The 11,933-nt window shown below is 41.1% G+C and carries 12 protein-coding genes; 7 read left to right on the top strand and 5 right to left on the bottom strand.

The features are described from left to right. The first annotated feature begins 92 nt into the window (after window positions 1-92). Entirely contained in the window at window positions 93-1,160 is a 1,068-nt protein-coding gene (locus C1A07_RS03405) for a hypothetical protein (protein WP_101875866.1), read from the top strand. A gap of 609 nt (window positions 1,161-1,769) precedes the next feature. Here the strand turns inward: C1A07_RS03405 and C1A07_RS03400 are convergent. Then, on the bottom strand, window positions 1,770-2,102 hold the full coding sequence (locus tag C1A07_RS03400) for a cupin domain-containing protein (protein ID WP_101875865.1): 333 nt from the start codon (window positions 2,100-2,102) through the stop codon (window positions 1,770-1,772). A gap of 136 nt (window positions 2,103-2,238) precedes the next feature. Between C1A07_RS03400 and C1A07_RS03395 the strand changes: the two genes are divergently transcribed. After that, complete coding sequence (locus tag C1A07_RS03395) at window positions 2,239-2,919, top strand: Crp/Fnr family transcriptional regulator (RefSeq protein WP_101878020.1); 681 nt, start codon at window positions 2,239-2,241, stop codon at window positions 2,917-2,919. Here the strand turns inward: C1A07_RS03395 and C1A07_RS03390 are convergent. Next, window positions 2,891-3,826, bottom strand: a complete 936-nt coding sequence (locus C1A07_RS03390; protein ID WP_101875864.1) for a radical SAM protein — start codon at window positions 3,824-3,826, stop codon at window positions 2,891-2,893. The genes C1A07_RS03395 and C1A07_RS03390 overlap by 29 nt on opposite strands. A 94-nt stretch (window positions 3,827-3,920) precedes the next feature. Here C1A07_RS03390 and C1A07_RS03385 point away from each other — a divergent pair, with 94 nt between their 5' ends. Both C1A07_RS03385 and C1A07_RS03380 read left to right on the top strand, forming a co-directional pair. After that, entirely contained in the window at window positions 3,921-4,634 is a 714-nt protein-coding gene (locus C1A07_RS03385; protein WP_101875863.1) for an AzlC family ABC transporter permease, read from the top strand. Next, window positions 4,624-4,980, top strand: coding sequence for a branched-chain amino acid transporter permease (locus C1A07_RS03380; RefSeq protein WP_180952167.1), 357 nt, complete (start codon window positions 4,624-4,626; stop codon window positions 4,978-4,980). The genes C1A07_RS03385 and C1A07_RS03380 overlap by 11 nt, the downstream gene beginning before the upstream one ends. Here the strand turns inward: C1A07_RS03380 and C1A07_RS03375 are convergent. After that, window positions 4,977-6,338, bottom strand: a complete 1,362-nt coding sequence (locus C1A07_RS03375) for an MATE family efflux transporter (protein ID WP_101875862.1) — start codon at window positions 6,336-6,338, stop codon at window positions 4,977-4,979. The two genes, C1A07_RS03380 and C1A07_RS03375, sit on opposite strands and share 4 nt — an antisense overlap. Window positions 6,339-6,456: 118 nt before the next feature. Then, window positions 6,457-6,657, bottom strand: a complete 201-nt coding sequence (locus C1A07_RS03370) for a hypothetical protein (protein WP_101875861.1) — start codon at window positions 6,655-6,657, stop codon at window positions 6,457-6,459. Window positions 6,658-6,826: 169 nt separating this feature from the next. Between C1A07_RS03370 and ftsH the strand changes: the two genes are divergently transcribed. Then, on the top strand, window positions 6,827-8,770 hold the full coding sequence (ftsH, locus tag C1A07_RS03365) for an ATP-dependent zinc metalloprotease FtsH (protein ID WP_101875860.1): 1,944 nt from the start codon (window positions 6,827-6,829) through the stop codon (window positions 8,768-8,770). Between the two features lie 121 nt (window positions 8,771-8,891). Here the strand turns inward: ftsH and C1A07_RS03360 are convergent, their stop codons facing one another. Then, window positions 8,892-9,242 (bottom strand): hypothetical protein, encoded by a 351-nt coding sequence (locus tag C1A07_RS03360; protein WP_101875859.1) that lies wholly within the window; start codon window positions 9,240-9,242, stop codon window positions 8,892-8,894. A 105-nt stretch (window positions 9,243-9,347) separates the two neighbouring features. Between C1A07_RS03360 and C1A07_RS03355 the strand changes: the two genes are divergently transcribed. Both C1A07_RS03355 and C1A07_RS03350 read left to right on the top strand, forming a co-directional pair. After that, window positions 9,348-9,713: an aminotransferase class I/II-fold pyridoxal phosphate-dependent enzyme gene (locus tag C1A07_RS03355; protein ID WP_180952166.1), complete on the top strand. Its 366-nt coding sequence runs from the start codon at window positions 9,348-9,350 to the stop codon at window positions 9,711-9,713. 194 nt (window positions 9,714-9,907) lie between these two features. Further along, window positions 9,908-11,815: a sigma 54-interacting transcriptional regulator gene (locus C1A07_RS03350; RefSeq protein ID WP_242972232.1), complete on the top strand. Its 1,908-nt coding sequence runs from the start codon at window positions 9,908-9,910 to the stop codon at window positions 11,813-11,815. Window positions 11,816-11,933 lie beyond the last annotated feature (118 nt).

Raw genomic sequence — 11,933 nt, 5'->3', positions numbered from 1 at the left:
GTAAAAAAGAGAGTATTGCATATGAAATAAGTTTTGTTTATACTGGTTTTATACGAAATAGTAAGCTTACGGGAAAATAAAGAGGAAATCATATGCAAAAAAGAACTGGTACACCACGTCATTATATTTCAGCATTACTATGCGCCGGACTGTTGTCCCTGGCATGGACTTATCCCTCATTGGCTGCCAGAGAGAATATTCTGCCAAAATCACAGGTTAATCAGACTTTAGAAAATAAAAAGCAGGGCCCGGTGGAGAATCTGAAAGCAGAAATACGTTCTGTCTCCGCCGACGGGACGGCTGTCATCCACCTGTCATTTCCTGTTTTGCCTGAAGATGCCAGGGAGCTATATCTTTTTTACAGCACAGACAGAATTAAATATACAAAGGCGTATTGGAAGGAAGGAGATGAAAACGGGCATGTTACGGAAAATGAGAATTTTCTGGAACAGCATTATATTGAAAAGAGAGGGGATATCCAGTATCTTACATATTACTATGACAGCAAATTTGATGATGTATGGCTGAAAATTCAGGTGCTCGGCTCATCTATGGAGGGGATGTCAAATGTAGTAAAATGTACAATAGAGACAAGCGACATATCCGGCAATTTTGAGCAGGTATGGGAGGCAGACGACGAGATTTGCATTGATGAGTGGAACGGCAATAATAGCGGCAGCAGTTTTGGCGGTTATACAGGAGGCGGCAGCTCTTTAGGAACACAGCCAGAGGAAGAGTCAGGAGAGTCGGAAACAGAAAAATCAGGCTGGCCTGTGATTTTTTTCAGCGATAAAAAAAACCAGGCAGGTACATCTGGAAACAGCGGGAAAAAAGCTGTATATGATGAACCGGCTTTGCCAAAGCCAGAAAAGGCAGAGGAGCCAGGTGGGGAAGAGGTGAAGAGCCAGAAAGAGCCTCAGCTGGAAACAGAAATAGAAACAGAAGCTGCAGAAAAAATAGCGGGAACAGAAGAAATAGAAGAAACCCAGGAAGAGGCGTACTTGGAGGCCCAGCCGGAAAGTATGCCGGAGCAAATAGGGGAATCAGACCATATAGAGAAACAGGAGTCTAAGATGGAGCTTAATACAATATTGGTTTTTGGTGGAGCAGTTGTAATCGGTGTAATAGTGGGATCATATATAAAAAGAAGAAAAAAATAATAGTCAGAAAATTTAGAAAAATTATAAAATTAAATTGGGAAATATTATATAAAAATTTGAATAATTGCAATAAATTAATATAACTTCATTAATAACAAAAAACTATTAAAAACATCGCAAAAAGTATTGACAAAACAGAGGGACAGGGGTATAATAAAACCATCAAAAGAAAAGAGAAAAACAAATGAAAAAGAGAAGAGACATTAAATAAAAAAAGGAGGTACAGTCCACCAGCAACTATAATTTAGTTTCATTTATTTTTTAAAATAAATTGAAACAGGGGAAAACCAAAGTGAAAGAATGAAACAATACTATGACAGATTTCTATAGAAGAAAATGAAGTCAAAAAGTAATATTGATTGTATGACGAGAAAGTATGATTGATATGAAAAAGGCAAAAACCTATAGAGAAGACAAGATGAAAAAATCATAGAAATTCAAGTAGCAGAGGAATAGGAAAATTGAATACAGAAGAATTCGTACATAAGTAAAAGGCGAATCAATCAAAAATCCATAGAAAGGAAAAAAGTCCAATGGATGAGATAGTTTAAAGGCGAGTATCGAAAAAAGAAAATTCGGTACTCGCCTAAAATTTTGTGATTTCAGCTGTTAAAATATAACTGTCAGAAGCATCTTAAACTGTTCTTTTCCATAAACTGAATGGGGATGACGGGCGGGCATAACAATGGCCTGTCCTTCTGTCAGCTGAAAAACTTCATCGTCAATAGTAATGGTTCCTGCTCCGTCCAGGCACAGGACAAAGGCGTCACCCTGAGACTGGTGGGTACTGATTTCCTCGTCCTTATCAAAAGAAAATAAAGTCATGCTGACAGAGTCATTTTGAACCAGGGTTTTGCTGACTACCTGTCCCTTCATATAAGCGATCTGGTCTTTTAATACTAGTATCTGCTGTTTGTCAATGTTTTTTAAAAGATCTTTCATAATAAATTGTCTTTTTTTCTTCTGAAAAATGATACTACCAATGTATTATGTGTAAGATTGACTGTTGTAATCTATTATATTATAATGAGAAAAAATGTCTGTTGTCTTTACAACAAAGGGAAAAAATGAGGGGAAAATGAGCAGAAAAATATGGCTTCAGTCAAAATTATTTCAAGGTCTTACAGAGCAGGAGGCAGATAAGATTACAGGCTGTCTGCACGGGGAAAGGCGGACATTTGACCATGAGGAATATATATACAGAGCAGGGGACGAGGGCATCCGCTTAGGGTTAATTCTTGCCGGGTCTGTAAATATTACAAAAGATGATATTTGGGGAAACCATAAAATAATTGACAATATTGGTCAGGGACAAATCTTTGGTGAAGCATATGAGTGTATAAAGGGAGAGGCTTTGTTTGTAAATGTTCAGGCTGTTGGAAAAACAGAGGTTATGTTTCTGGATATGTGCAGAATGCTGGTCACATGCCAGGCTTCCTGTTTATTTCACCAAAAGTTAATTCAGAACTTGTTTTTCCTTATGGCAGACAGAAATTTAAAATTAATGAGAAAAATGGACTATTTAACACCTAAGTCTATTAGGGAAAGGATTCTGGCTTATTTATCTGACCAGGTAGTAAAAAATGGCCAGTATACTTTTGAAATTCCTTTTAACAGGCAGCAGATGGCTGATTATTTGTCAGTAGACCGAAGCGCGTTATCCAACGAGCTTTCTAAGATGAAGCAGGATGGTCTTATTGACTTTTATAAAAATAGTTTCTCAGTAAAAATCAATTATCAGGCAGCCCTTCCAGATTAAAGGGGGGAGTATATTCCTCCCTGGCGCTTGTTTTTTTCTGCATATATCCTTCTGTCAGCCCTGATTCCAGGGCAAAATCCACTACTTGATTATATTCATAGGAAGTAATTTTCCTGTTCAGCTCTGGAAATTGTTCCATAGGCCTGTAGGGCGTATACTGGCTCATTAGGCTGATGAGGAAGCTGTGGTCAGGCAGGAGAGAGGAAAGCATAGAAATAATTTTTTTAGAGTCCTCTTTGCAGCCTGGCAGAACCATATGGCGGACAATTACTCCTTTTTGAATTAAAGATATAGATTGGCCTTCTGAAACCTCCTGACGAAATACAGGTTTTCCTGTCTGGGAGATCATGGCTTCTATTGCCTTAAAGGCATGAAAAAAGTAGTCCGGAGCCTTGGAGTATTTAGCGGAGAGAGCAGAATCATAATATTTTAGGTCGGGAAGAAAAACATCTATGTATCCTTTCATTGCGTGAACTGCCTCAACTGATTCATACCCTCCGCAGTTGTAGACCACAGGAATCAGAAGGCGGTGGCGAATCAGGTCCAGCGCTGAAAGAAGGGATGGAAGGTAGTGGCTTCCTGTTACCAGGTTAATATTGTGGGCGCCTTGCTCCTGAAGATCCAGCATAATATCAGCCAGCTGTCTTACAGTTATGGTTTTTCCTGTAAGGTCCTGGCTGATAGAAGAATTTTGGCAAAAACAGCACTTTAAAGAGCAGCCGGAAAAGAATATGGTTCCGCTGCCTCGAATACCGCTGATACAAGGCTCCTCCCACATGTGAAGGGCCGCTCTGGCAGCTTTTATTTCATGGCTGCCGCCGCAGAACCCGACTTGCCCTGCCGTGCGGTTTACTTTGCAGTTTCTGGGACACAGATTACATGATTGGTAAGAAAGGGAAACATTCATATAAAGACTCCTTATAGAAACAGCGTCAAATATTGACAATTTTTCAAAATATTTGTAGAATATCTTACCATAAAATTAAAAAAAGAGGAAGCTTATGAAAAGGGAAAAAGTAATGGCTCTGGGATATGCATTTCCCAGAACAGTGCCGGTAATGGTTGGGTATTTATTTTTAGGAGCTGCTTACGGTATATTAATGGAAGTAAACGGCTATGGTATTTTTTGGTCTGCAGTGTGCAGCCTGGTGATTTATGCAGGAAGCCTGCAGTATTTAGGGGTGGAGCTGCTGGCTGCGGGAGTCAGCCCTGTATACGGTTTTTTAATGGCTTTAATGATTAATGCCCGTCACTTGTTTTACGGTATTTCTATGCTGGATAAGTACGGGGCTGTGAAAAAGTTTAAGCCCTATTTAATATTTGCTCTGACAGATGAAACATTTTCAGTACTTTGCGGGGAAGATGTGCCGAAAGGTATGGATAAGGAATGGGTTTATTTTTGGATAGCATTTTTAGACCAGTGTTATTGGGTGATTGGCACTATATTAGGCGCCATATTAGGAAGCTTGCTGACTTTTAACACAAGCGGGCTGGATTTTGCTTTGACTGCATTATTTGTAGTAATATTTACTGATCAGTGGAGAAACCGCCAGGGTCACTGGCCGGCGGCGGCAGGAGTGGCAGTGTCCTTAATTTGTCTTTTAATATTTGGAAGAGATCATTTTATTATACCGGCAATGGCTGGAATTGTAGTTTTGTTGGGAAGCAGACAGAAGGCTATGAAAATGAAGGGGGAGAAAGAGAATGATAAATGATGTAATATTAATTGGAGTTATGGCTTTGGCAACTGTAATTACAAGATTTCTGCCTTTTATTTTATTCCCTGCCGGAAAAAAAACGCCTGACTTTGTCAGCTTTTTAGGAAAAACACTGCCTTTTGCCACAATCGGACTGCTGGTGGTATATTGTTTAAAAGATCCTGTTATAAGGCTGAAGGATATGATGTTAGGCGCTGCAGAATTTCAGATTTCCGGTGCCGGGCTTCCGGAAGCTTTGGCAGTTGTTATTATAGCAGGGCTGCACTGGTGGAAAAAAAATTCCCTGCTCAGCATTGGAGCAGGGACAATTATATACATGGTATTGATTCAAAAAGTATTTTAAACTACGGCTCTGCCTTTCCACCGTCCGCCGCGGTAGCGGATAAAAAAGCAGATGGAGCGGATGCACCAATCTAAGACCATGGCCATCCAGACGCCGAATACTCCTAATCCCATGGTTTGACCGAAAATATAGCTGAAAATAATTCGGCAGATCCACATGGAAATAATAGATGCCAGCATACTGAACCTGACGTCTCCTGCCGCTCTAAGTGTGGCGGGAAGCGAGAAGGAAACAGGCCAGATTAAACAGGCGCATACGCTGTGGAAAAGAAGTATTTGAAAGGTTTCCTCCGCTGTTATGTCAGATAAATGATAAGCGTCTAAAATCAGAGGCAGAGAAATATCTATTATAATAACTGCCGCGAAAATACATAAATAAGCGATAATTAAAAGCTTTTTCGTATAATAGGCTACCTGCTCATAATCTCCTGCGCCAATGCATTGAGAGATTACTGTGGTGATAGCCAGGGACACCGCCATGCCAGGCAGAACGTGGAAACTGGCCACTACATTGGAAACAGCGTTGGCTGCAATGGCGTATGTGCCGAAGGAAGATACCAGGCTGAGAACAATAATTTTTCCCAGCTGAAACATACTGTTTTCCAGGCCGTTAGGGACGCCGATCTGCAGGATTTTGGAAACTGTATTTTTATGAAATTTGTAGCGGAGCTTAGGCGTTATATGAAGCGTTAAGGAGCTGTTGCACAGCAGAATAATAATTAATACTGCAGCTACCATTCGTGATACAAGGGTAGGAATGGCAACGCCCTCTGTCCCTCTGTGCAGGCCGTAAATCAGCAAGGCGTTTCCGGATACATTTACCAGATTCATAATAATAGAAACATTCATGGAAACCTTGGAATTGCCCATGGAGCGGAAAATAGCAGCTCCTGCATTGTACATGGCGATAAAGGGGATGGAGGCTGTTACAATTAAATAATATGTATTTGCATGTTCCATAACGTCAGGTTCGATTTTTCCAAATACAGTATGAAGTACAAATGGCCGGCACAGATACATAACCGCCATAATGACTGTAGCTGACAAAGTGATAAACCAAACCAGCTGGTCTGCCGCAAGGCAGGCCTTTTTTGGGCTGCCCTGACCTAAATATTGTCCTGCCACCACAGCCCCGCCTGTAGCTAGGGCGGCGAAAATATTAATTAATAAAAGCATAACACTGTCTACCAGAGAAACTCCGGAAACAGCGGATTCCCCTACAGTGGCAATCATAATAGAATCTGCCATGCCCACTAAAACAGCCAGCAGCTGTTCAACAATCAGGGGAATAATTAATGCTGCCAGGGCCTTATTATCAAAAAGGCGGGGCTGACTAACGGTTTCAGACAATGGTTTCATATGTACTCACTCCTTAAATTTAGGTCCTTATGTACTATACAGCGCGCACTGATAGTAAGGCTCCTCTTTGAGTCTGTGCCTCATTATAAACCCAAAGAGGAGAAGAGACAAGAAAAAATTAATTTTTCTTATTTTTTGGCGCTGCAGCCTGGGGCAGATAGGAATATAGCTCCTGGTAAGATTCCAGCTGACTTTCAGTTTCTGGAAGAGAGGGAATCAGACCGGTGCAGTCCATGCCTGTGCTGGCCTTCATGGAAATTGTTTCAGAATCCCGGATGTGATATTTGTCATCACTTTTGTTTTTACTTTTATTTTTCATGTTTTATCACCTCACAGTTAGTATGTGCAGGTTTCCGTGGAGGAAAAAAGCCAATATTTATATTTTTTAGTAAAATATTTATTTTTTGATTATTGATTTGTGGATAGACTGACACTATAATAGTATGGAATAGAATAGGGGTACTATTCAGATTGGAGAATTAACACATATGAATAATAACAGCAACCAAGATAACAACGGAGGAAAAATGCCGAGAAATGGCGGACAAACTATTATGATTTTAGTAGTGGCGGCCATTATCACATTTATATCCGCATATTTTATGAAAAATATGATTCTGGGCAGCTCTACAGAAGAATTGACCTATGACCGTTTCATCACCATGGTGGAAAGCGGACAGGTAGAGTCTGTAGTGGCAGGCAGCTCAGAGATTACGATTACGCCAAAGGGGGACGCTCAGGATTTCTCACCGTGGAAAAAGTATTATACTGTAAGGATGGAAAGCGACGATCAGCTGACAAAGCGTTTAGAGCCCTACGGCATTACTATGGAAAAAAGTAAGCAGAGCAACAGTCTTCTGCTGGAGATTGCCAGCTCCCTTCTGTGGTTTGGATTTATTGTATTCCTTATGAACATGATGATGCGCCGTATGGGCGGCGGAGGAATCATGGGCGTAGGAAAAAGCAACGCCAAGGTTTATGTTCAGAAGGAGACTGGTATTACATTTAAGGATGTGGCCGGGGAGGATGAGGCGAAGGAGTCTTTAACGGAGATTGTAGACTTCCTTCACAATCCTGCAAAGTATACAAAGATCGGCGCAAAGCTGCCTAAGGGAGCTCTTTTAGTAGGCCCTCCAGGTACAGGTAAAACTCTTTTAGCAAAGGCTGTAGCCGGGGAGGCTCAGGTGCCTTTCTACTCCTTGTCAGGTTCTGACTTTGTGGAAATGTTTGTAGGCGTAGGCGCTTCCCGTGTCCGGGATCTATTTAAGCAGGCTCAGGAATCTGCGCCGTGTATTATTTTTATTGATGAGATTGATGCCATCGGAAAAAGCCGTGATTCCCGTTTCGGCGGAGGCAATGATGAAAGGGAGCAGACTTTAAATCAGCTGCTTTCTGAGATGGACGGTTTTGATTCATCTAAAGGACTTTTGGTGCTGGGAGCTACTAACCGTCCGGAGATTCTGGATCCGGCTCTTTTAAGGCCAGGACGTTTTGACAGACGGGTAATTGTAGATAAGCCGGATTTAAAGGGACGAGTAAATATTTTAAAGGTACATTCAAAAGATGTGCTGTTAGATGAGACTGTGGATTTTGAGGAAATTGCTTTGGCCACTTCCGGAGCTGTGGGAGCAGATCTGGCAAATATGATGAACGAGGCCGCCATTATGGCTGTTAAGCACGGCAGGCAGGCAGTATCTCAGAAGGATTTGTTTGAGGCTGTGGAAGTAGTTTTGGTAGGTAAGGAGAAAAAGGACAGGATTCTCAGCAAAGAAGAAAGAAGAATTGTTTCCTACCACGAGGTAGGCCACGCTTTAGTCAGCGCTCTTCAAAAGGATTCGGAGCCGGTTCAGAAAATCACCATTGTTCCCCGCACCATGGGAGCTTTGGGATATGTCATGCATGTGCCGGAGGAAGAAAAGTACCTGAACACGAAGAAAGAGATTCACGCTATGCTGGTAGGTTTTTTGGCAGGCCGGGCGGCAGAGGAAATTGTGTTTGATACAGTGACTACAGGAGCGGCCAATGATATTGAGCAGGCAACAAGAGTTGCCAGAGCTATGGTAACTCAGTACGGCATGTCTGAGAAGTTCGGCCTTATGGGGCTGGAGACAAGAGAGAATCAATATCTTTCCGGCAGAGCGGTTTTAAACTGCGGCGACGCCACTGCAGCAGAAATCGACCAGGAGGTTATGAAGATTCTGAAGGAATCTTATGAAGAAGCAAAACGTCTCCTTTCTGAAAACAGGGAAGCTATGGATAAAATAGCGGAATTCCTTATTGAAAAAGAAACAATCACAGGAAAAGAGTTTATGAAGATCTTCCGCGAGGTAAAGGGTATTCCAGAGCCAGAGGAGGGCAAGGAAAAAGATCAGGAGAGAGTAAGCCTGTCTAAGGATATTGTAAAAGAGGATGAAGTTCCTGAGGATAAATAAGGGAAGCTGCCCCGTCTATGATTAATAATAGGTGGGGTAGTTTTTTTCCAAAGGAATATGCGCCCACTTGACGAATGCGCCGGAAGTCCTTTTTTATCCACTGATAAGTAGGATTTTTCCATTATTCATTGCCGCCAATATAAAGAATGGCATAAACATTATTTATCTGCGCTGGCATTGTTTCTAATATATCCCCATGGTAATATACAGCTACTTCATCACCAATATCGCCGCTAAAACTGCCGTCTTTTCTTTCAACATTTAGTGAAACTTTTATGCTTTTATAGCTTTCATATAATTTATCATCATTGTTTATGCTAATTACGATATAGTTTTCCTTTATTTGAGAAACAACGCCGCTTACGCATGGCTCATTATCGACAATATAATTTATATCCCTTTTGCAGCCAGATAATACAGATATACAGATGATAATAATTGCTGCTATTGTAAGTACATTTATTTTTTTCATAAAACACACTCCTCTGTATATTCAAGATTCAATTTAATTATACTCAAAAATGATGAACAATTCAATCACAGGGGAACAGCTTACCCGCGCTGGACAGGAATACCGATGGAAGCGGCACGACAGCCTGACAATCCAAGGGAACAAGTGGTACTGACGGCATACTTGTACTTAGGGGAAATACATGGAAACTTTGAGTATTTGAAGCAACGGTTTCTCAGAGAATGCCCGTCTGTGAAAGTTACAGAGCTGGAGGGAACTTATTTAGTTTGGCTGGATTTTAGCCAGATTTGTTCAAATCAGGAAGAAGTTATTGAACTTATTCAAAATAAATGTAAAATTGCTATGGATTTGGGAGGCTGGTTTGGCAGTGAAGGCGGAAATACATTTGCCCGCATGAACATTGCTACCTCCAGGGAGAACGTAAAAGAGGCATGTGACCGTATAATCAATGCTTTAAATAATTTTAAATAAAGTGATTTAGTATAGGAACAAAATGTAAGAGAGCTGCCGCATAAGGATGAACAAGTCATTATGCGGCAGTTTTTATGGGCAGTATATTTTTTTACGTTAAACAGACATTAATGTTGCAAAAAAAAACAGACGTTGTATAATTGTTGCATAACATGTTTTGCTATTAATGGGGGCAGTGAAAGGATGGACTGTTTATGATTCACATTTTATTTGTAGTTCCGTATCCTCAGTTGGAGCCGGTAGTTCAGGAGGTTTACAGAAACCATCCTATGCGTGATACGATAGATATTCAGTTTTGCGCCATGACAGTTGATATGGTGAAAAATTATCAGGTAGAAGATATGTACGACGTAATTGTAGGCAGAAACTTTACTTTGACAGAATTAAAGCGTCAGTATCCAGGCAGGCCGGTTATTGGAATTCCAGTGGCCAAGTATGATGTAGTAAGAGCAGTATGTGAGGCAAAGCTGCGGTACAGACCTGAGAAAATAGGTATTATTGGAAATTTTTACAGTAAAGAGGACGACGATTATATTGGAAAAATCGCAGGCTGCCAGTTGGAATATTATGCTGCCGAGACCAGGGAGGATTTAAGAGACTGCGTCAGACAGGCCAGGAGAGAAGGCTGCGACTGTTTATTGGGGGGATATTCTGCTTCTTTATATTTGCAGAAAGATCCTATTCATTTTGTTTTAATTCAGGCCAGCAAAGAAACAGTGGGAAAGGTATTTGACGAGGCCATCCATATTGCCCAGGGTATTCAGAGAGAGCAGGAGAGGGCGGAAATGTTTCGGACAATTGCTCAGACTGTTGCCAGAGGAATTATTTATGTGGGAAAAAACAGACAGGTGCAGCTGGCGAATAAGGAGGCGAAAAAATATTTTCCTAATTTAAAGGGAGATATTTTATCACAGGCTATCCCTATGATGAGCGGAGATCTGGAGACCTGCTTTGCCACAGGCGCAGAGCTGTTAAACCGGCTGATTCAGATTGATTCCCTTGCTATTTCTGCTAATTTTCTGCCTGTATCAGTAGATAAAAATATGTCGGGAGTTGTGATTGATTTTGAAAATGTATCAAAAATACAGCAGGTGGAAACTCAGATTCGACAGAAAATGAGCGAAAAAGGGCTTACTGCCAGGTATACGTTTCAGGATATTATTCACGAAAGTCAGATCATGGATCAGGTAATTGAAAATGCCAGGCGTTATGCGGGAGTATCCTCTAATGTGTTGATTGTAGGGGAAACAGGGACAGGAAAAGAGTTATTTGCCCAAAGCATTCATAATCAAAGCAGCAGAAAAAACAGTGGATTTGTGGCTGTAAACTGTGCGGCTCTGCCGGAGAATCTTCTGGAAAGCGAATTATTCGGGTATGAGGAGGGGGCTTTTACAGGGTCCAGAAAAGGCGGAAAAATGGGGCTTTTTGAGCTGGCCCACAGAGGAACCTTGTTTTTAGATGAAATATCAGAAATATCTATGTCTCTTCAAAGTAAGCTTTTAAGAGTGCTTCAGGAGAGGGAAGTGAGAAGAATCGGGGGAGACAGAGTTATTGCCATTGATGTGAGAATTATTGCAGCAACTAATAAAAATTTAAAAGAGCTGGTCAGGGAAGGGAAATTCAGAAAAGACCTTTTGTACCGTCTGGACGTTTTGAAAATCTATGTTCCGCCTTTAAGAAGAAGACGGCAGGATATTATGATTTTGCTTCATTATTATCTGGAAAAATGCAGTCAGGAATTTGGATGTGAGGTGCCTGTGCTTACGGACGAGGCGAAAAGGGCGGCTGAAAGCTATGAATTTGACGGAAATGTAAGAGAGCTGAGAAATGTGGCGGAGCGGCTTTGCGTAATATATCCAGGGATGAGATTGTCTGCCAGACAGATGGCCGATATGTTTTGCACAGATGATGTGGATGATAATGAGTGGGAGAAATCAGGAGATCCTGAGGAGGAACAGGTGATTGTACAGAGGGAGGAAAAGGAGAGGCAGTATATAGGAGAAATTTTAAGGAAAAACGGCTACAGCAGAAATGATACGGCAAGAGAGCTGGGGATAGACAGAAGTACGTTGTGGAGAAAAATGAAAAAATATGGTCTGTAGCGTTTTAGAATGAGTACAATAAAAAAGGGCATAATGCTTATAATGGAAGAGTCTGATTTGAGGCCGGTTATTTTCGCAGAGCCTTTAATCAGACTTTTTATATTCAGTGAAACTTTTT

Source organism: Lachnoclostridium edouardi, from assembly GCF_900240245.1.
Lineage (GTDB): Bacteria > Bacillota > Clostridia > Lachnospirales > Lachnospiraceae > Lachnoclostridium_A > Lachnoclostridium_A edouardi.
The sequence above is the reverse complement of the archived record's forward strand: the minus strand, read 5'-3'. Positions and strand labels throughout refer to the sequence as shown.

Coding starts and splice junctions, on each gene's coding strand:
- C1A07_RS03375 (WP_101875862.1), bottom strand. CDS start 6,338: ATGAAACCATTGTCTGAAACCGTTAGTCAGCCCCGCCTTTTTGATAAT.
- C1A07_RS03360 (WP_101875859.1), bottom strand. CDS start 9,242: ATGAAAAAAATAAATGTACTTACAATAGCAGCAATTATTATCATCTGT.
- C1A07_RS03350 (WP_242972232.1), top strand. CDS start 9,908: ATGATTCACATTTTATTTGTAGTTCCGTATCCTCAGTTGGAGCCGGTA.
- C1A07_RS03370 (WP_101875861.1), bottom strand. CDS start 6,657: ATGAAAAATAAAAGTAAAAACAAAAGTGATGACAAATATCACATCCGG.
- C1A07_RS03405 (WP_101875866.1), top strand. CDS start 93: ATGCAAAAAAGAACTGGTACACCACGTCATTATATTTCAGCATTACTA.
- ftsH (WP_101875860.1), top strand. CDS start 6,827: ATGAATAATAACAGCAACCAAGATAACAACGGAGGAAAAATGCCGAGA.
- C1A07_RS03395 (WP_101878020.1), top strand. CDS start 2,239: ATGAGCAGAAAAATATGGCTTCAGTCAAAATTATTTCAAGGTCTTACA.
- C1A07_RS03380 (WP_180952167.1), top strand. CDS start 4,624: ATGATAAATGATGTAATATTAATTGGAGTTATGGCTTTGGCAACTGTA.
- C1A07_RS03400 (WP_101875865.1), bottom strand. CDS start 2,102: ATGAAAGATCTTTTAAAAAACATTGACAAACAGCAGATACTAGTATTA.
- C1A07_RS03385 (WP_101875863.1), top strand. CDS start 3,921: ATGAAAAGGGAAAAAGTAATGGCTCTGGGATATGCATTTCCCAGAACA.
- C1A07_RS03355 (WP_180952166.1), top strand. CDS start 9,348: ATGGAAGCGGCACGACAGCCTGACAATCCAAGGGAACAAGTGGTACTG.
- C1A07_RS03390 (WP_101875864.1), bottom strand. CDS start 3,826: ATGAATGTTTCCCTTTCTTACCAATCATGTAATCTGTGTCCCAGAAAC.